Annotated in this window: 12 protein-coding genes; 11 read left to right on the top strand and 1 reads right to left on the bottom strand. The window is 63.6% G+C overall.

Features of this window, described 5'->3' with window-relative positions; translation table 11 throughout:
* The first annotated feature begins 106 nt into the window (after nucleotides 1–106).
* Complete coding sequence (locus L810_RS16855) at nucleotides 107–685, top strand: DUF4865 family protein (RefSeq protein WP_021159481.1); 579 nt, start codon at nucleotides 107–109, stop codon at nucleotides 683–685.
* The gene (locus L810_RS47290; RefSeq protein ID WP_021159480.1) at nucleotides 682–855 is read left to right on the top strand and encodes a hypothetical protein; all 174 of its coding nucleotides are present in this window, start codon (nucleotides 682–684) and stop codon (nucleotides 853–855) included. Before L810_RS16855 ends, L810_RS47290 begins: the two co-directional genes overlap by 4 nt.
* A gap of 76 nt (nucleotides 856–931) precedes the next feature.
* Here the strand turns inward: L810_RS47290 and L810_RS16850 are convergent, their stop codons facing one another.
* Nucleotides 932–3,133 carry a glycoside hydrolase family 3 C-terminal domain-containing protein gene (locus L810_RS16850; RefSeq protein ID WP_042975044.1) on the bottom strand — a complete coding sequence of 734 codons (2,202 nt, stop codon included), beginning with the start codon at nucleotides 3,131–3,133 and terminating at the stop codon, nucleotides 932–934.
* A gap of 591 nt (nucleotides 3,134–3,724) precedes the next feature.
* Between L810_RS16850 and L810_RS16845 the strand changes: the two genes are divergently transcribed.
* The 9 genes from L810_RS16845 to L810_RS16805 all read left to right on the top strand — a co-directional run bounded on the left by L810_RS16845 (nucleotide 3,725) and on the right by L810_RS16805 (nucleotide 20,713).
* Nucleotides 3,725–6,154 carry a right-handed parallel beta-helix repeat-containing protein gene (locus L810_RS16845; RefSeq protein WP_021159478.1) on the top strand — a complete coding sequence of 810 codons (2,430 nt, stop codon included), beginning with the start codon at nucleotides 3,725–3,727 and terminating at the stop codon, nucleotides 6,152–6,154.
* A 198-nt stretch (nucleotides 6,155–6,352) separates the two neighbouring features.
* On the top strand, nucleotides 6,353–8,743 hold the full coding sequence (locus tag L810_RS16840) for a hypothetical protein (protein WP_042975042.1): 2,391 nt from the start codon (nucleotides 6,353–6,355) through the stop codon (nucleotides 8,741–8,743).
* A 519-nt stretch (nucleotides 8,744–9,262) separates the two neighbouring features.
* Nucleotides 9,263–10,447 carry a polysaccharide biosynthesis/export family protein gene (locus L810_RS16835; protein WP_021159476.1) on the top strand — a complete coding sequence of 395 codons (1,185 nt, stop codon included), beginning with the start codon at nucleotides 9,263–9,265 and terminating at the stop codon, nucleotides 10,445–10,447.
* Nucleotides 10,448–10,836: 389 nt separating this feature from the next.
* Nucleotides 10,837–12,648 (top strand): serine aminopeptidase domain-containing protein, encoded by a 1,812-nt coding sequence (locus L810_RS16830; protein WP_042975040.1) that lies wholly within the window; start codon nucleotides 10,837–10,839, stop codon nucleotides 12,646–12,648.
* Nucleotides 12,649–13,073: 425 nt separating this feature from the next.
* Nucleotides 13,074–14,267: a glycosyltransferase family 4 protein gene (locus L810_RS16825; RefSeq protein WP_042975038.1), complete on the top strand. Its 1,194-nt coding sequence runs from the start codon at nucleotides 13,074–13,076 to the stop codon at nucleotides 14,265–14,267.
* 38 nt (nucleotides 14,268–14,305) lie between these two features.
* Nucleotides 14,306–15,559 (top strand): oligosaccharide flippase family protein, encoded by a 1,254-nt coding sequence (locus L810_RS16820; protein WP_042975057.1) that lies wholly within the window; start codon nucleotides 14,306–14,308, stop codon nucleotides 15,557–15,559.
* A 298-nt stretch (nucleotides 15,560–15,857) separates the two neighbouring features.
* A complete protein-coding gene (locus tag L810_RS16815) occupies nucleotides 15,858–17,069 on the top strand; it encodes a hypothetical protein (RefSeq protein ID WP_373453098.1) in 1,212 nt (403 codons plus the stop codon).
* Nucleotides 17,066–18,418 (top strand): cellulase family glycosylhydrolase, encoded by a 1,353-nt coding sequence (locus L810_RS16810; RefSeq protein ID WP_021159472.1) that lies wholly within the window; start codon nucleotides 17,066–17,068, stop codon nucleotides 18,416–18,418. The genes L810_RS16815 and L810_RS16810 overlap by 4 nt, the downstream gene beginning before the upstream one ends.
* Before the next feature lie 102 nt (nucleotides 18,419–18,520).
* Nucleotides 18,521–20,713, top strand: coding sequence for a GNVR domain-containing protein (locus L810_RS16805; protein ID WP_021159471.1), 2,193 nt, complete (start codon nucleotides 18,521–18,523; stop codon nucleotides 20,711–20,713).
* Nucleotides 20,714–20,789 lie beyond the last annotated feature (76 nt).

The raw sequence follows: 20,789 nt of genomic DNA, 5'->3' as shown, positions 1-20,789 counted from the left end.
AAATCGAATCATTGAAATATTCTGCCATCGTATTTTCAAATGATTCAAGGTCTTCTACGCTGTTCTCGAGCCATTCGGAATCTCCGTTTCCCTTCAGGAGTCGATCATGCTGACCGCGTACTACGTGCACCGCCTGCCGGCGGACTACGACCTCGACATCATCCGCCATCGCGTGCGCGAGCGCGGCAAGCTCTGGGACGACACGCCGGACCTGGTGTTCAAGGGGTTCCTGCTGCGCGAGGCGGGCCGCTACGGTGCGACGGAAAACGGCTATGCGTCGTTCTATCTGTGGCGTAACGAGCAGGCGTTCGCCGGGTTCGTCACGGGCGGCCGGTACCGGGTCGTGACGGACAGCTTCGGCCGCGCGCCGATCGACGTGCAGGTCGCGCTCGATGCGCGCAAGGGCAGTGCGTCGACGGGGCGCTTCGTTCGTCTGGAAGCCGTCGACATTCCGGCGGATGCCGACCTCGAGGCGACAATGGCGCGGGAGGTGACGCGCAATCGCGAAGTGGCGGCGCGGCAGGGTGTGGTGGCGGCTGTGGTCAGCCTGGACTCGCTACGCTGGCGGCTCACGCGTGCCGTCGTCACCGAACACGAGCCGGACGACGGCGGCGCAGGCACGGTGTATCAGGTGCTGCATCTGGCGAGGCCGTTGCTCGATACGCTGGAAGGGAGCGGAGCATGACGACGGGTGCCGCGTCGCGATCGCGGGCCGGGCCGTCGGGTGCCGTGGGCGACCCGGCATCCGTGCGATTGCCGGCCGGCCTCGTGGTCGCCGCGCATCTGGCCGGGATCGCGGCGGGGATCGCCGCGATTGCCACGCTCGCGACGCTGCTGGCGCTACTGTTCCGGTGAGGATCGCCGGTGCGGACGGCGGAAGACGGAGGAGCCGGGCGCGACACGCGCGGCTCCTCCGCTGGGTTGGCGCCGCTCAGTGCCCCTGCAACCGGATATCCCGCGACGACGCACCGACGTACACGGTGCCGCCCGGCACGAACCGCCAGCCGTTACGCGACGTATCCCACACGCTCTGCATGCGCGGCGACACGGTCACGCGGACACGCCGCGCCTCGCCCGGATTCAGCCGGATCTTCTCCCAGCCGACCAGCCGCTTCGGCGGTTCGTCCTTGTACGGCACGCCGAGATAGACCTGCGGGATCTCCGCACCGGCGACGCGCCCGTCGTTGCGTACCGTGAACGCGACGCTCAGCGACCCGTCCCACTGCTTCGACACCGACAGCCCCGAATACGCGAAGTGCGTGTACGACAGCCCGTAGCCGAACTCGAACATCGGCTTGATGTTGCGCGCGTCATACCAGCGATAGCCCATGTTCAGCTTTTCCGCGTAGACCGGGTCGTTGTCGAACGTGCCGTTTTGCCCCCAGGCCGGCGAATCCTGATCGCGCGCGGGGAAGGTGACGGGCAGTTTGCCGGACGGATTGACCGCGCCGAACAGCACGTTCGCGATCGCCTTGCCGCCGGCTTCGCCCGGATACCACGCCTCGACGATCGCCGACACGTTGTCCTTCCACGGCATCAGCACCGGATTGCCGCTCTGGACGACGACGATCGTATGCGGATTCGCGCGTGCGACGGCTTCGACGAGCGCGTCCTGGTTCGACGGGTTCGCGAGGCTCAGGCTCTGCAGGTCGCCGAAATCCTCGCCGGCCGGCTGGGCCACCACGACGATCGCAACGTCCGAGCGGCCCGCGAGCGCCGCGGCCTGGTCGATTTCCTGCTGCGTATACGCACGGAACGGCGACTGCTGGTCGCTGTTGCCCGCATACGTGACCTGCGCGGCCGGCGCAAGCGCGCGGATGGCCGCGACGATCGGCACGTCGACCTTCAGCCACGGATTGCGCCACCAGCTGCACCCGGTCGACGCGCCGAACGTCAGGCCGCCGCAACCCGCGAACGAACCAGACACCGGGTCGCGCGTGTTGCCCGAGCCGCCGCCGGACAGCACGGCCGCGTCCGCATGGCCGCCGATCACGGCAATGCGCGACAGCGCCGATGCCGCCAGCGGCAATTGATTGCCGTCGTTCTTCAGGAGCACGATCGACTGCTCGGAAGCGGCCTGCGCAAACCGGTTCGCGGCCGCGAAATCGATCGTGCCGCCGCCGGTGGCCGGATCGTCCATCACGCCGACGCGGATCATCACGGCGAGCTTGCGCCGCACCATGTCGTCGAGCCGTGCGGTCGACACCGAGCCGTTCGCGATCGCCTGCTTGACGGCCGTCGGCGTCAGGTACACGCTCGGCCCGACGTCCTCTTCCTCGTCGAGTCCGGCGTTGATCGCGGTGGCCGTGCTGTGCGTGGCGCCCCAGTCGGACTGCACCTGACCCTGGAAGCCCCATTCGTTCTTCAGCACGTCGTTCAGCAGGTGAGTGTTTTCGCACGCGTATGCGCCGTTCAGCCGGTTGTAGCTGCACATCACGCTGCCGGGGCGACCGCGCTTCGCGGCGATCTCGAACGGCAGCAGGTAAAGCTCGCGCAGCGTGCGTTCGTCGATCTGCGTGTTGCCGCCCATCCGGCCGTGCTCCTGCTCGTTGCCCGCGTAGTGCTTGATCGTGGCGATGACCTTTTGCCGCTGCGTGGCGAGCGTGCGTTCGGCGAGCAGGTCGCCCGCGAGCAACGGATCTTCGCCGAGATACTCGAACAGCCGGCCACCGCGCGGCTCGCGCGCGAGATTGGTGCCCCCGCCGAGGCCCATGCCGAATCCTTGCGCGCGCAACTGGATCGCGACCTGCTTGCCGTAGTCGTACGACAGCCGGCGATCCCAGCTCGCGGCGACGGCGATCGTCGCGGGGAACGTCGTGCTGGCCTGCGACGTGCTGCCGGAGCCGGTCGCCGAGTCGACCAAGTTGAGATCGGGAATGCCGAGCCGCGGCACGCCCTGGATATAGCCGGCGCCGCCGCCCGGCACCTTGGACATTTCGTATTGCGAATGGATGAACTGGAGTTTCTCGTCGAGTGTCATCTTGCGGACTAGCAGGTCGGCGCGTCGTTGCGCGGCGGCCGACGCGAACGCATCGGTCGCGTCGCCTTGCGCGTTGAAGTCGGCATCGCCTGCGTAGGCGGTGGTGCAGAGGGTCGCTGCCAGCACGACGGCCGGCCAGAGTGTGTCCCGCATGTTGCTCTCCTGATCGTATTGCCGATTGTTCGGATGATGTCTGGAGCTGCGCTCGTCCGGTGGATTCGCACCGGACGCATTCGGCTGGCGATGCAGGGTGGTTGCGCGTCGGCATGCCAGGCCGGGCGGGGAATCGTTACGGCCGGTTGGGCTCGACCGGTCAACGCGGGCGGCGACGCGCGGGCCGCCCGGCACTGCCGAATCGTATGTAGCGATTCTCTGCAGCGACTAATGGTATGAATGTAGTTTGACTACAGCATCGGTGTTTCTACCGATACGTACGATCTTTATCGGGCAGGGCCGCGCGGCGGGGTGGAAAAGCGGTCATCGTTCCCGACGGCGTGTGTGCGATCGGGTAAGAAGTACCCGTGGCAAGCGCGTGTGCGAGTCATGCTGCGGCGCGTTTGCGCCGGTTCGTTGCGTATGCATCGAACCGGGATTCGGTCATGTCACGCACTGTTCGTCGGGTATGCCGCTTCTATTCTGGAGTAGGGGCGCACGAACGATCGTGCACGGGTGTTCCCTTCGGATTCCCCCGTTTTCTTGACGTTTTTTCATCGAGATTGAATTGCGACGATACGGAGCGCGTGAATGACAGCAGAATTTCCGGCTACATATGTTGTGGGTAATGCAACGGGCCTGACCGCCCGACCGCTTCTGCAGGAACTGGTCGATCTCCCGATGAGCGTGAGGCGGTTCGGGGTGATGGGAGACGGCGTGACCGACGATACGGCGGCACTCCAGGTTGCGCTCGACGCCGGGATCCCGCTGTACTTTCCGCCGGGAACTTACCTGTACAGCAATACGCTGACTGCAACGGCGTCGATCATGGGAGCCGGGTGGGACTCGATCCTGCAGTGCACGACACCGCAAGGCGAAAATTCGGTGATTTACTGGCGCAACGCCAGTCGTTTCAAAATCCGGGATCTGCAATTCTTTTCGAAGAATTCGACCGCGTACTATCCGGACGAGAACGCGGGTTCACTCAACCTGCTGGATTGCAGCCAGTTCGAGATTTCGGGATGCAAGTTCAACAACTCGGCCGGCGGTGGCGCGATCATGCGCAGTTGCGTCAACGGCAAGGTGTTCGGCAATACCCTGCTCGACGTCTGGCATGACGGCATCCATGTCACGAAGGCCAGTTCGGACATCACCATCACGAACAATGAAGTGATCAACGGCGGTGACGACGCGTTTGCGGTGGTGGGCTATTTCAACGAGGGTGTCCGGCCCTGCCGCGTCACGATCGCAAACAACCGGGTTGTTGGAACCAAATACGCGCGGGGCATAGCGATTGTCGGGGCGCAAGACATCACGGTGACCGATAACCAGATCTATAACCCGATGGCAGCCGGTATTTATGTCGCGTCGGAGTTGACGAGCGTCTACCAGTCTTACGGCAACGACAATGTGACGGTCGCCAACAACGTTCTGGATACGTGCGGCGTGCAATCCAATATCGGTGCAATCGTCAATTCGCCAAACGGGCCGCTCGGTTATGGGGCATTGGTCGTGACCGCGACGGCCGGATTCAATAACTCGAACATCACGATCGTCAACAACACGATCAAGAACGCTGCGGGAACGCCGATCGGACTGTGGCAGCCGGCCGGAAGCAACATCCACGTCAACATTTCGCAGAATACGATCACAAATGCGTGGGACCCGAACAACAAGAACGGTTTCCCGTTGACGACGATCGGCGCGACGTCCGCATCGACGACGCTGAACTTTGCCAATACCCCCGGCGCCGCTGTCGGCATGATGGCCTGGTATTTCGACGGGTCGACAAGCGTACCGATCGGCACGGTCGTATCGGCAGGCGTATCGACTGTGACGCTGAACCGCAGTGCGACCGTGCCGAGTGGCGGGACCGTGATCTTTTCCGGTGTCGGCCTGTTCGGTGCGACGATTCGGACCACCGCGGCGGCCCTGAACGGTGCGACATCGTTGACGTTCGCCACGACGACAGGTGTCGCCTGCAACGACAACTACGGTTTCGGGTCGCCCGGAAACGAAACGACAGGTGTGTCGATCGGGCAGGGTGTCAGCGGGGCCAACATCGCGGCCGGAACCTTCGTGACCGGCGTGACGGCGAATTCCGTCACGCTGAGCAAGGCGACGACCGGCACCGTGGCGAGCGGTGCTTCCATCGTCTTTACCCCGATGGTCTGCATGACGACTCAGACGATCAAGACCTCGGCCGCGGCGGCGGCTGGAACCAACACGCTGACGTTTACGCCGTACCCGTCGGCACGCGGCTGTGCCGTGGGGCAAGGTGTATCCGGAACGAATATCCCGGTCGGCACTTACGTGACGTCGGTTTCCGGTAACGGAAATGGCCCGACCGTGACACTGTCCAGCAATTTCACGGGTAGCGGAATCGCCAGTGGCGCGTCAATCACGTTCACCGGAACCGGCGGACTCAGCGCCGTTTCCGGAATCACGCTGTACAACACGCGAGGCTGCATCGTCTCTAAGAACCAATTGTCCGGCATCTCGAAGGACGGAATCTACGTGGATGGGTCCTGCGCGTCGTTCACGGAGATCAGCGGCAATACTGGCGAGAATATCGGCTGCTGCAACGGCTTTGCTCGCCTCATCACGGTCGGGGCGCTCACGGCCGGGGCGTCGCTCAAGTTGCGGGGAAACTATATGGCCCAGCCGGTCAATTATCCCCGTGCAATCGACGCGCTGATCTCGTCGAACTCGTGGGCCTACACGTCGTGGAGCGAAGACAACATCGCGCAAAACGGTTTTGTCGGTTTCGGCGTGCAGTTGATACCGGTTCCGCAGGTGGTGGGTGCGTCACCGTGGACGTTCGCGAACAGTTACCCGAGCGCGGTCAGCCTGTCGGTCACCGGCGGCACCGTGTCGTCGATCGGCGTGTCCCGAAACGGGCAAGCGTCCTATGCGTGCGGATTGACGAACGGGTTGATCGATCTCAAGCCTGGCGATGCGATGACGGTCACCTTTAGCGTGGCGCCGAGCGTCACGATGATTCCGAGACTGGGGCAGTAACGCGCGTCTTCGCGTCGAAATCCGGGCGGGGACGGCAAGCCGGGATCATGCCGATCCGACGGATCGGTGGGACGGCTTCAGGACGCGCCTGAGACAGCTTTGAGAGGTTCGAAACAAATGCGCCACTCGGTGGGCCGCATTCAGCGTTTTCGTCAACCTTCATCAAGCGTATTCATCAACCGCATGTCTAGGATCGATATGGCATTCCAGCTTCAGGATCGTGTTCAGGAAACGACGACGACCACCGGTACGGGGGCGCTCTCTCTGGCGGGTGCAATGACCGGATTCCGTTCGTTTTCGTCTGTTTGTGCAAATGCCGATACCTTCTATTACGGGTTGCAGGCCGTGACCGGTGCCGGTGCCCCGAGTGGCAACTGGGAGATCGGAATCGGCACATACAACGCGAGCGGAAACACGCTGTCGCGTACCACCGTGCTGGCCTCGAGCAACGGCGGGATCGCCGTGAATCTTGCAGCAGGTACCACGCAGGTATGGATTGCTCAGCCGGCGGCACTGCCTGCCAATTTGCCGGTCAGCGCCAAATACTTTGGCGCGAAGGGAAATACGAGGATCGTCAACGATGGTGTGACGACGTCAGGGTCGACGGCGATTTCGTCGGCATCGGCCGCGTTCACGGTGTCGGACGTCGGCAAGCGTATCGATATTGCGACGACCAATGCAAGTGGCGTCGCGACGCTTGTGGTCTCCACGACGATTGCGGCATTCGTCAGCGCAACACAAGTGACGCTCGCGAAAGCAGCCGGTGCTTCCGCCACGGCGGCGAATGTGGTCTACGGCAGCGACGACGGCCCGGCCCTGACGGCTTGGTTGAACTACCTGATGACCATCTGGCCGGTCAAAGGCGATCTTCCTGCCGGGGTCTACTATTCGGGTACCGCGCTGCCCGCGATCACGAAGCCGATCGCCTTGTTCGGGCATTCGGCGCGTACCTCGATCATCCAGTTTGGCGCCGGGGTCACCGGTCAATGCCTGACAGTACTGAACGCGGGTTTCAATAACGAAGCAACGGACCTCCCGCAAACAGGCAACGTATCCTGGACATCCAACACGGCCGTCCTGGCCGGTTGCGTGCTGCGTGACTTTACCCTTCAGGGCAATCGCGCGTGCACGTCGCTTCAACATGGATTGGTATTGCAAGGCAACGTGGACTGGCTCGACGTCGCGCACGTGAACTGCCTGTATTTCCGGGGCGGCGGTGTGCTGTGGATGGATACCGGAAGCGGATCGACGCAAGCGCGCGCCAACGTACGCGAAGTCAATCTGGATACGATGAAGATCAGGCATTGCGGCGACGTGTCGACGAACACGCCCAGCCTTGGCATCTATCTTGACGACAGTCCGGCCGCCGCCGGATCCGATTCGTCGAACCTGTTCAACCTGAACAATATCGACATCATCTTCAGTTACGGCACGGCGCTCGCCGTGCAGGACCGGCGCACGTCGAATACCGGCTTTCCGCTGTACGGCATCCAGGCGCGCAACATCGTGCTGCATGATCGCATGACGACGATGGGCCTGAGCGGAGGGCGCATGTTCAGCGTCATCGGACAGGTTACCAACTGCCTGTTCGACATCAACTTCCCGTTGAGTGCGCGCAACGACTATGCGGCCGAGATTCTGCCGAACCCGAATTTCAATGTTTATCCGACCGACAACGAATTCACCTTTGCATTCCCGAAGACGGTCAAGGGCGTGATCGTCGGGAACGTCGGCTATAACACGATCAGGTTCAGGAATTACTTCGGATGTGCTGAAGCGGTCTATATCGCCACCGAGAGCCCATACAATCTGAGAATCGATTGCGAGACCGACAGCGTGTTCCAGCAGATCACCACGGCCCTGGTGCTGACCGGTACGGGTGCCGTGCCGATTCCGGGCTGGTCGTTCGGCACGACGCCGAACCTGTCGATCTTCATGCCGGTGAATGCCGTCAACGGGACCGGCGACACGACACTGGCGACGATCTTCGGGATCACCGGCACCATTACGCGTTCCGGAAGCGTGACGGCAGGAACGGACAGTTATACGTTTACGCCGTCTTCATCCAATACCTCGTATATCCCGGCCGGCGAATACTTCTCGAAGATCTGCGTCGACGCTTCGCAAGGCAACGGTGTCGCCGGTCGCTACAAATATATTCCTGAAGACCGCTACGGGCGCGCAGTCAATAGCGCATGGGCAAGCGGGCGCCTTCTGCAAATGTGGCCCTGGCAGTTTCACATCGAGAATGCAACCGGGCTCGTTCGGTACAGCTATGGTGTGCCGACGGCCGACAGCGCCGGCAATGCGATGGCGGTCTGGGCCAATGGCTTCGTCGGCACTAGTTCGACGCCGAGTGTGACCGGAATCAGCAAGCTGACGGCGAACTATGCGCTGCCGACGACGCTGACGAACCTTGTCGGCGGGATTGACGGTCAGTCGATCAAGATCGTTGCGACCAACGGGAACTGCACGATTGCGAACAACGCGAACATCCAGACGGCAACCGGGGCCAACGTCGTCATGGCGACCGGTCAGGTTCTGACCTTGACTTTCGACGCAACCCTGAACAAATGGTGTAGCGGCTGACAAGACCGTCATGGAGACTTCGTGACTCGGCCTTCCACGCCAACGCGCACCGATCGGTGCGCTTTTTTTTGCAACGACGGATCCGGCGACCGCGCTTGCGGTAGCCGGGCGACGGTTTCCGGTGGTGGGGTCAGCGTAGCGGGGCGTGAGCGTCTGGGGCGATCGGATGCTTGTATGAAGATTGGCTTTTGGTGAGGTTGCTCACATACACGCGGTGCCGGACAGTGTTCAATCAGGTATCAGCGCGTGAGCACCCCGGCCGGAGCACGACCGGCCAGGCGGTGTCGGCGCGTGGTGCGCGGGGTCGTATCGGGCGACGATTGACGCTGCGATGCAGGTGGCATGGGGTGCGCCGGCTGACCGGCTGCAGACGAGCGCGACAGGGTATCGCTCATGACGACCTGTACGGATCGACGTGCAATGCAAGGGCCGCGCGGCTATGCAACGCGAGTCGTGCCGGCAAGCGTAATGCGGCAATCCGTCATGTCGGCGGGTTCCAGCACAGTTTGGAAAGACGCGATGTCAACTACTACACAAACCAGATCGAGGATCGGTTCACCGCGACTGCTCGCGGCGGCGGTGACCGTGTGTGCGCTGAGCGCATGTGCATTTGCGCCCGGCATGACGTACCGCGCGCCGGCCGAACGCGACGCGAATGCACGCGTGGGCGTCGCCGCGTCGGGTGCGGGCGGCCTCGACGGCGTACAGAACGTGTCGAGCGCGGACCTGATCGAAATCACGCCGGCATTCGTCGAGCAGCAGCACGCCACGCGTTCCGCCAGCGTCGACGCCGAAGTCCGGCACCTGTTCGGCACGCCGAAGGCGTACGTCATCGGTCCCGGCGACGTGCTGAACATCGTCGTATGGGATCACCCCGAACTGAACCTGCCGACGGCCCAGGCGACGAATGGCGACAACATCGGTACCAACTCGGTCGCGGCGGGCTACACGGTCGACGCGAGCGGTAACGTGCAATTCGCGTATGCCGGCCTCGTGCACGTCGCCGGGATGACCGAAGCGGAGGCGCGCACGGCACTGACCAGACGACTCGGCGAATATGTGCGCAAGCCGCAGATTGCACTGCGTATCCAGGCATATCGCAGCAAGCGCGTGTATCTCGACGGCGAAGTTCGCACGCCCGGGTTGCAGATCGTCAACGACATGCCGATGACGCTGCCCGAGGCGATCGATCGCGCGGGCGGATTCACGACCGCGGCCGATCGGTCGCAAGTCACGGTGACACGCAGCGGCAAGACGGTAAATGTGAGCCTGCCGGCGATGATTGCGGCCGGTGTGAATCCGTCGAACATCCTGCTGCGCGACGGCGACCTGGTGCGCGTGCGTGCGACGAGCGAAGCGAAGGTGTTCGTGCTTGGCGAGGTGTCGCGCCCGGCGACGCTGACATTGACCGACGGGCGAATGAGCCTGGGCGAAGCGCTCGGCGACACGGGCGGCGTGAGCCAATACACGTCCGACGCGCGGCAGATTTACGTGGTGCGCCGCGGGCCCGACAACCGGCCGCTGGTCTATCACCTGGACGGGAGTGCGCCGGCATCCTTCGCGCTCGCCGACCAGTTCGCGCTCGAGCGTCGCGATGTCGTATTCGTCGACGCGTCATCGCTGGTGCGCTGGAGCCGTGTCGTGAACCTGCTGATTCCGTCTGCGGCGCAGGGAGCGCTGACCGCCCGCGCCGTTACGCCGTGAAGCGCGTTTCGGATGCCGCTGTCGCGATGTTCCGGCCCGCTTCGAGCGCAGTGCGGCGAAATGTATTGAAAATGTAATGTGACGTACGCAATACGTCAGAAATGGATGGTCTACTACCCGTAGACATTCGAGCGGGGCCGTCTGCCCGACGCATCGAGGTCATCCGGCGTGAAAAATGGCGATATGACGGAATGCGAATGAAGGACATTCTCGGAAGCAGTCTCAACGACGAAGCGCAGGCGGATCGGGGTGGTCCGCGGCGAACGCTCGCACGTCAGGCGTGCGCGTCCCTTCGTTCAGGCGAGTAGCGATCGACCACTTGCCCCATGGCCTGCGGCAAGCACGCATTGAAATCCGGCCTGTCAGACACTTAAAACAAGGACCAAACCATGACACCCATCCAGTTCGATGGATGCGTCGGCTGGCTTCACGAGGGTAATCGATCCCATGGCATCGTGATTTGCGAACCGCTCGGCCACGAGGCGCTCTGGCTTCATAAACTGGTACGCTCACTCGCCGAGCATCTCGCGGATCGTGGCTTTCCGGTGCTGCGTTTTCACTATCCTGCGAGCGGTGATTCGCTCGGCGACGAACAGGACTCGGATCGCTTCGAGCGGATGCTCGAGGGCATCCGGCAGTCCGTTCTCACGCTGCACGAGCGCGTGGCGCCAGACAGCCTGACGCTCGTCGGCATACGCGCCGGCGCGGCGCTGGCGCTCCTCGCAGCCGAGGGTATGCCGCGGCTCACGCGTTTCGTCGCAATTGCGCCGGTCGTGCGCGGCCGCGGCTACGTACGCGAGCTTTCCCTCGTTGCACAACGTTGGCTCGATAACGTGCCGCCGACCGTACGGGATGCGGTGCGCGACGAACGGCCGTTCAATGTACTCGGTCACGCCTATCCCGACGATCTCGTCGATGCACTCCGGCGCATCGACCTGTGCCATGCTGCGGCGAACATGCGCACGTTGCCGGCACGCGCGTTGCTCGTCGATGCGCCGTATGGCGACAGTGCCGCATTGTCGGACGCACTGCAGGCGCGCGGTGTCGCGGCGAGCGTTCATACGTGTCAGGATTGGTCGGTCGCGATGCGCGAACCGCTCTGGTCGAGGTTGCCCGATGCGCTTCCCGATACGATCGCGAACTGGATCGAGGACGGTGCGGATACGGTCGCACGCGTCCCCCGTGCGCCACGCCCGGTATCCGACGTCGTACTGGCGGGTAAGGGCAGCATCGAACACTTGATACGTGTCGGCCCGCAACAACTGGTCGGCGTGTTGAGCGAACCGGCCGGCGACAGGCTATGCATCGGTGCGCCCACACTGCTGATCGCCAATACGGCCGCCAATCCGCGCATCGCCGACGGACGGCTTGCCGTTCGGCTGGCGCGGTCGCTCGCGGCGCTGGGCATCCGCAGCCTGCGGTTCGATTCGAGCGGCATCGGCGACAGCAGTGAGCGTGCGCGTGACGACCAGACGGACATTCCGTACTCGGACCAGGCGGTTGGCGACATGGTTGCCGCCGCGCGCTGGCTGAAAGAAGCGGGACACCACAAGATCGTTGCGTTCGGGATCTGCTCCGGGGCGTACGCATCGCTTCACGCGGCCGCGCGGGCGCCCCTGGCCGGCGTGATCGCGGTCAATCTCCCGGTTTTCATCTGGCCGCGTGGGCAGACGCTCACGAATGCCGTCAATAACCAGACCAATTCGATGCGTGGCTATGCCGCATCGTTGCGCAATCTCGACAAGTGGCGCCGCCTGCTGGCCGAGGGGCGCGACCTGCGTCCCGTATTGCGCGCGCTTGTCCGCTTCGTTTCGGATGTCATGACCGTACCGGTCAGGCGCTTCATGGAGCGTGTTGGCCGGGGGGGCGGCAAGGACACGCCCCGTGGCTTGCTGCGTGACATGTCTGCGCGCGGCATCCAGACGCATCTGATCTACGGTACGTTCGACGCGGGTGTCGACGTCGTAGTCCGGAATTTCGGCTCGGCGTCCAGCGGTGCGTTCGCGCACTTGCCGAATGTATCGGTCGACACTCAGGATGCGCTCGATCACTCGCTGCGCGGCACGGCTGCCGCGCAATACGTGATCGATCGATGCACTGCGTTGCTGACCGACTGGCATGCGCCTGCAGTGTCCGCCGTCAGCGCCGGAGCCGTCGCGAAACCGAAAGCGGAAACGAAGACGGAACGCGCGATCCAATAGCACGTCGGCGTGCGCCGAACCGACGCAAACACGGCGGAGTCGGCCATTTGCGGAGGGCTGAACGTCTGGCATAGGAGCGGCGCCCGGGACGTAACACGACCCGATGCGTCGGGACGCCCGTTTGAAACCGCCCGTAAGTAATCGTGCGAACAGATCCCGGACTTCCGAAACACTATCGTGGCGGTATCCATTTCTCCTGTCGTCGCGCCTGTGAGGGGGGCGGCGCCACGAGGCCGTTCAGGAATACCGATGCAACGAAATCGCCGCGAATGCCGAAACACGAGCACATGCTGCGGGCTGCAGGCCGAGCATGCAGGAGGAGGGCCTGGTACGGGCTCGCGGAAAGGGCGAACCGCGCCGCCTCCTGCGTACGCGGGCCGTGACGACGCGTCGCGTTCACGGTACGACGTCCGTTGAGGCCCGTCGTGACGCGCGTGTTGATCATCAACGACTTCGTTCGCAGGGGCGGGGCCGAAGAGGTATATCGGGTATCGGTCGACGTGCTGCGCGCCCGCGACGGCGTCGTGGTCGAAACCTTCGACGAGCACACGCTCCCCGATGTCGAAGACAGCCGGCGTTCGCGCGCGTGGTCGCCAGCCGCTGCACGTGCGCTGGTCACGCTGCTCGAGCGATTTCGTCCGCAACGGATCCTCGTGCACAACTATCACAACCTGTTGTCGAGCGCGATCCTGCCCGTGCTGGCGCGCTACAAGCGGCGGTCGGGATGTGGCTTGTACCTGACCGCGCACGACTACCATCTGTTGTTCTACAACCCGAGCCTGATGGTCTATTCCCGGGGAACGGCGCGGCCGTTGTCTCCGGACGAGCTGCGTCGCGTCCGGCGTCTTGCGCTCACGGCCAGTCCGCACGGTTTTCTTCACGACCTCGGGAAGAAGTTGCACTGGCATGCGGTCAAGGCGCTGTTCGACCCGATCAGCCTGTTCGACGAGATCCTCTGTCCGAGCCCCTTCATGCGCGACCTGATTGCGCGGTCCAGTCGAACGCCTGCCACGCTGGTGCCGAACCCGATCGACGCCACGCTGGTGCCGCGCGCGCCGAAGCCGGCGAAGGGCGATCGTCTCGATCTCGCGTTTGTCGGTCGCGTGGAACCGGACAAGGGCCTTGCGCAGTTCCTTGCACGGATGACCGAATCGGCAGGCGATGCGATTGCGTCGCTCACTGTCTACGGTGACGGATCGGAGCGCGGCAACCTGGAACAACGGTACGCGGCACTCGTCGAATCGGGGCGGTTGCGTTTCGCAGGACGTCTCGATCACGACACATTGTTCGCCGCACTGCCCATGCACGATGCGCTCGTGTTGCCGTCGATCTGGGTGGAGAACGCGCCCCTCGTCATTGTCGAAGCCGCAGTGCTCGGCCTGCCGGCGCTCGTCCACGACATCGGGAGCCTGTCGACCTTCGGCGACGAGATCGGCAACAAGATTCGCTACCGGGATACGCCTGACGGCTTCGCGCGCGCACTGGCCGAACTGCGTGCGCACCTCGACAGCGAGAAACGACGCTACGACTGGACGCGTTACTCGGTCGACTGCTATGCGTCGTCGCTGTACGCCGTACTCGGTATCGGTAGGGACAGCCCGCGCACGTGGGCACATTGACGGTCGGTGCACTGTTCATATTCAGCCCGGAAAGCACGATGACCGCCGTCCGAAAAAACTTTGCGTTGTTGTTTTCGCTGCAAATCTCGACCTATGTCATCCCGCTCGTCACGTTGCCGCTGCTGACGCGCGTGCTCGGCCCGCAACAATACGGAACGCTGTCGTTCGTGCTTGCGGTTGCAACGTACTTCATCAACCTCGCGAATTACAGTTTCGACCTGACTGCAACGCCGCGTGTTGCGCTCGCGAAGGACAGGGGGGAGCGATCACGCATCTTCTGGACGACGGTTTGCGCCCAGTGGCTGATTACCGTTGCCGGCTTCGCCGTGCTCATCGCGCTGACGATGCTGATTCCGCATTTCGCGGCGGAGCGCACGGCACTGCTCATCGGATTCGGGATGGCGATCGGTGCCGCGCTGACACCAGGCTGGTATTTCCAGGGAATCCAGCGGTTGAGCGTGTACAGCGTCACGGTAGTCGCATACCGTGCGCTCAGTGTCGCCGCCTTCTTCCTGTGGGTTCGCACGCCTGACGATCTCCTGCCTGCCGTCGCGATCAACGCGGCGGTACCGTTGCTGTGCGGGATCACGTTGCTGGCCTATCTCTTCCTTCAGCGCGAGATCGAAGGGGTGCGCGTGCGGTTTGCCGATATCGTGACTGCGCTGCAAGGCGGTTTTCAGGTGTTCCTCGCGTCGACGTCGATCTCGTTCTACGCATCGACCAATACCGTGCTGCTGAGTATCGTCTCGGGTAACGTCGCCGCCGGCTATTTCGCTGCAGGTGACAAATTGATCCGGGCAGCGGTCGGCCTGTTGCAGCCGCTGCGGGCCTCGACCTATCCACACATTACCTATCTGATGCATCACGCGCGCGACGAGGCATTCGCGTTCCTGCGCAAGCTGATCGTCGTGCAGGGTGCGCTCGTCCTGGCCATGTCGGCCGTCATCTACGCGTGCGCGCCGATCGCTGTCCGGATTCTGTACGGCAGCTCATTCGCGCCGACGATCGGCGTGCTGCATTGCCTGGCGCTCGTGCCGTTCATGGCATGCATGACGGATCTGTTCGGCGTTCAAACGATGCTGCCGCTCGGCATGAGGCGCGCCTTCAGCATCATCCTGATTTCCTCCGGCATGTTGAATGTGACGTTGCTGCCGCCGCTTGCCATGCTGTTTGCCGAGCGGGGTGCGGCTATCGCGGTGTTGATCACGGAAACGGCCGTCGCTGTCGCGCTTGCGTATGTCCTCCGTCGCGAACGGGTCGGCGTCGTCGATATATCGGTGCGTTCGGGTTGACGCGATTCGCGCCATGAATACACGACGCAGGGGGCAGGATCGTGGCGAGATCCGGTCGCGCCGCAGGCACGGAAAGTGTGAGGTGTCGAACGTTTCGCCGGATTGCACCCGCCTATACTGGCCTGACATGAGCGCAGGCCGGCGACGCTTCGCCGCGCCTGATCGGCGCGATTCGCACGGGGCGGCTTGCGCGAACCATGTCGCGTGCCACGCCTTCGCGTCGCTCCGCTCGAAAAAAGGTGTATCCAGCATCATGAACGGAAACCGATCGATTAACCGGCTCTGGGCCGCCACTTTCATGATCGCGATCGCGAGCGAGGTCTTTTCCGGCGCGATTCGCTATTACACGTCGCTCGCCGGCATTTCGATGCTTGGTTATCTGCCCAAGGCGATGATGGTCGGCTGCATCGTGCTTGGCCTCGCGATTCGACCGCGTATCGATATGCTGCTCGTCGGAAGTTACCTGGCCGTACAACTGTGCGTTTCGCTCGCGAACGGCGTCAGTCTCGTCGCCGCGTGTTTCTGGGTCTGGACGGTCGCGCCGTTGCTGTTCGTGCTTCTCATGCCGCCCGGCACGCTTGACATGCTCGAGTCGAATTCGATCCGGTTCGCGTTCGTCGTGTTGACGATGGCATGCTGCGCCGGCGTCATGCTCAACGGGTTGGTGCACCTGCCGTGGGTGGGCGGGAGCATCGACGTCGACGGCGTCAATGTGCAGCTTGCTTCGTCCAATTACGTCGGTACCGTTCCGCGCCTGCCCGGTTTCGGTAGAAGCAGCGCGACAACCGGCCTCGTGATCGGCCTGCTGACCACGTGGCTCGTCCCGCGCCTGCGCCATGCGATGGCGGTCGTGGTGCTGCTCGCCATGTCGGCGGCCGCCATCTGGGCCACGACCAACAAGACGACACTCATTGCACTCTCGCTCGTATTGCTCTGTTTCGCCACGCTGAAAACGACAGGCCTGAGGCGCGCCTGTATCGTCCTGACCGCACTGGTGATCGTATTGCCTGTCGCGGGATGGGTGATCGCCGCGACGACCAACGTCGGTGTTCCCGATACGGGATCGCTCGCTTCGATGCAGGACCGGTTGTTGAACACCTGGCCGAAGCTGCTCGACGGCATGGCGAGCGCAAACCTGCTCTGGTTCGGTGTCGGGCCCGGCGGCTTCGGTTCGGCGACGGCGTACTATACGGCCGATTTCGGCTTCAATACCGGCTACTCCGATAATGCGGCGCTCTATGTCGTCGCGAATCTCGGTGTGGTGGGAGCCGTGCTCGTCATGCTCGTATTCGCACAGCGCGTGCTTGCAAGTCGTGCCGACGACCCGCGCGCATGGCTGATGCTGCTCTTCGTGCTGTTGAGCGGCGTGACGACCGACATCTTCGAAGCGCTTGGCTGTCTGCTTTTTACGGGCCTCGCGATTCGCACGCTGACCATGCATGCCGGCCGCGAGTGTCTGACCGGTCGCGACGCGCCGGAGCGTGCGGTGAGCTGGGCGGGCAGTCAATGAGCACGGCCGTTCATTCTGCACGCGCAAGGCGCTGGGCGAGGTGGTTCGCAAGCGCGCTGCTCTGGGTCGTCGTCATATCGACCGCGTCGAATTCCGCTGGCTCGGACGAACCGGCTGTCGTCCTGCCGAACGCGACACAGATGACGGCGCTGCCGTTCGTCGCCCTCCCGCGCTTTTTCGACACGCGAGCGAATTCGGGGGTAGCGATCCACGAGATCGACGATCCGGCGCTGCTCGACGCGGTACGAGATGCCGGATTCTCGTTCGTCCGTACCGACCTGTTCTGGGATTCGGTGGAAACACCGAGAGGCTGGGATTTCTCGCGCTACGATGCACTCGTCGCCAACCTGCGCGCGCGCCGGTTGGGGGCGCTGTTCATCCTCGGCTACGGACATCCGCGATACGCGCCCAAGCAGCCGCCGACGTCGCCCGCACAGATCGACGCATTCGCCGAGTATGCGACCCAGGCAGCGAGGCACTATCGCGATCAGCCCGTACGCTTCGAAGTCTGGAATGAGCAGGATCACAAGGACTACTGGCTCGCGTCGCCTTCGCCGGCCGCGTACCGGAACCTGCTGGAAGCGACCGTCCGGGCGGTCAAGGCCGCGAATCCGGATGCAGTCGTTGCGACGGGGGGCGTTCAGCAGGTGGACATGACCTTCATCCGTGCGGTCGGCGATATCGGCAGCGCATCGCAGCCCGCACCCGACGCGGTCAGCGTGCATCCGTATCGGCAGAATGCGCCGGAGACCGCGCTGGGCGACTATGCCGCGCTCGCGCGCGATCTCGCCACCTATCGCACGGTTCCCGCGATCTGGGCCACCGAGTGGTCGTATCCGACCTATGCATACAAGTACGTGTCGCACACGCGTGACGGTCACGATCCGGTTGCGCGTGAACGCCAGGCGCGCTACGCGGTGCGGCGCCTGCTGGTCGACTGGATCGCGCAGATCGGGCTCACCGCTTACTACGACATGCGCAACGATGGCCGCGATCCGAAGAACATGGAGCACAACTTCGGCTTGCTGGACGCCGACAACACGCCGCTGCCGGCGTACGTCGCGGTTCGCCATCTGTTCTCGTTTACCGCAAACGCCCGCGCCGCACGACTGTTTCTCGATCCGGTCCGCCGCTTCGTCGTGCTGCAATTGCGTGCCGAAGGCGTCGTGAAATACGTGGTCTGGTGTTATGGAAACGACAACGCGGTCGACGTCGACCTGTCGCAATTGCCCGTTGCCGGTACGTTCGCATCCGACCTTTATGGAGCGTCGCTCGACATCACGGGGCGTCGGCTGACACTACGCGAAGAGCAGGGCCCGGTGTTCATCGTCTCGGCGACTGGCCGATAGCCGGCAAGCAGGATCGAAAACGGTCGCCTCATTCAGAAAACAAACATGATATCCAACGCACGAAACATCCAGACCCCGCAGCGGGCACCGGACGAATCCGGGATGACGCAGCTTTGGCAAGCCGTCAAGCAGCATCGCCGCCTGTTCTTCGCAATGATCGGCGTCACGTTCGTCGCGGGCGTGCTGTACGCGCTACTGGCCACGCCACAGTATCGCGCCGAAGCACTGCTGCGCGTCCAGACCAAACCCGGTTCGTCGATCAGTTCGCTCTCTGACGTTTCCGGAACGATCGCAGCATCGCCGTCTGCCTCCGACGAAAGCGAGATGCTGATTTCGCGCGCGGTCATCGACAGCGCGATCGATGCGACCGGTGCCGATCTGGATATCCGCAATGCAAGCCGGTTTCCGGTGATCGGCTCATTCGTTGCGTCGCGCTTCGATGCGGACGACACGCTCGCGCCGGCGCCGCTCGGGCTGACCGGTTACGCGTGGGGCGGCGAGCGGCTCGACATCGGTGAATTCTCGATTCCTGCGAACGCGCTTGGCGATCGATTCAGGATCGTCGCGGACGACGCGAACACCTGGACGCTCCAGGACGACGACAACCGTACGCTTGCGCACGGCAAGGTCGGTGAAACGGTGCCGTTCCGGCTGCCCGGCGAAAGTACGGCCGGCCGGTTGCGCGTCGACGTGCTGCGCGCGCGTCCGGGTATCGCATTCACGGTGCGCAAGCAGCCGGAGCCGCTCGTATACGAAAACGTATCGAAGCATCTGAAGACGGTCGTGCCGAACCGCGACTCGACCCTTGAGTCGCCTTCGATGATTCGGCTCAGCTACCAGGCGGATAGCGCGCGGGAAGCGAAGAACATGGTCAACGCGATCGTGCAGCAGTATCTGCAGCGTGATCTCGCGTTTCGAACCGATCGTGCGCGACGCAATCTCGACTCGCTGCGCCAGCGGCTGCCGGTCCTGAAGCAGGACTTGCAGAAGGCCGAGGACGATCTGAACCGGTACCGGACGCAGAACGGTGCGATCGACGTCGATCAGCAAGGCGCCGCGCTGATCACCCGCCTCAACACGCTGGCAGAACACCAGACCGCGTTACAGATCTCGCTGGACGACGTCAGACAGCGCTTTCTGCCAAAGAGCTTCCAGTACCAGACCGTGCAATCGCAGCTTGACCAGGTGAAGCGCGAGATCCGTGACACGAGCGCAACGGCGGCCAGGTTGCCCACGACGCAGCGCGAATTCGTGCGGTTGTCACGCCAGGTGACGATCGCGACGCAGCTCTACACGAGTGTGCTGACCAACGCGCAGCAGCTCGAGCTCACCATTTCCAGCGCGTCGCCGGGCGTGACGGCCGTCGACTGGGCGGTTGCGCCGTTCCGTCCGGTCTGGCCCAAGCGGGGCATCGTCGTGCTTGGCGCACTGCTGGCTGGCGTGTTCCTTGCACTGACGGGCGTGCATCTGCTGTCGCTGTACCGGCGTGAACTGCATTCACCGGCCGCGCTGGCGAGGTTGACCGATAGCCCCTGTCTCGCGATCGTGGCGTCGTCGCCGGCATTGGCAGCGCTGCCCGGCGGGCCGCGCCCGACCGCGTTGCCGTTGGCCGCGGCACATCCCGACGATGCGGGTATCGAATCCGTGCGTGCATTGCGAGCGAGCCTGAAGGCCGCGCTCGCGACGCATGGCGATGACAGCGAGCGTGGCAAGGTCCTGCTGCTCACGGGGGTGACGGCGGGCGTCGGCTGCAGTTTCGTGTCGTCGAATCTGGCGTATCTGTTGGCGGGAACGAACGCCAGCGTGCTGCTGATCAACGCCGACTTGCGTGTTTCGTCGATGGCCGGGGGGCCGGGCCTCGCGCAGGTGCTCGACGGCTCGGTGTCGCCCGATACCGTGACGCTGCCCGTCGCGGGCAGCCACCTGTCGATCATGCCGGCAGGTGCTCCGGTCAAGACGTCACCCGGCGAGTTGCTGGAAGGATCCGGTTTCATGACACTCATCCTGGCGATGCGCGAGCAATACGACTTCGTCGTCATCGACGGGCCGCCGCTGCTGCCGAACAACGATGCGCTCGGCATCGTCGGCGTGAAGTGCGACGCGCACGTCCTTGTGTCGCGCAGCGGCATGACACGCGCGGCCGACGTCGAGACCGCGTTGTCGCGGTTGCGGAGCATCGGTGGCGATATCACGGGGTACGTGTTCAATACATACACGGGATCGACCCGGCCGGTCGTCGAACGCGTGCGCACGCGTGGTTTTCCGGTTCGCTCGACCGAGCGCCAGCGCGTGTAATGTCGGACCCCCGGTGTCGCGGATTCTTGTTGCGGCACCGGTGTAGCGGGGGGAGGCTGGCGTTGCAACGCCGTAT

The sequence above is a fragment of the Burkholderia sp. AU4i genome (genome assembly GCF_000466765.1).
GTDB classification, from domain to species: Bacteria; Pseudomonadota; Gammaproteobacteria; order Burkholderiales; family Burkholderiaceae; genus Burkholderia; species Burkholderia cepacia.
The sequence above is the reverse complement of the archived record's forward strand: the minus strand, read 5'-3'. Positions and strand labels throughout refer to the sequence as shown.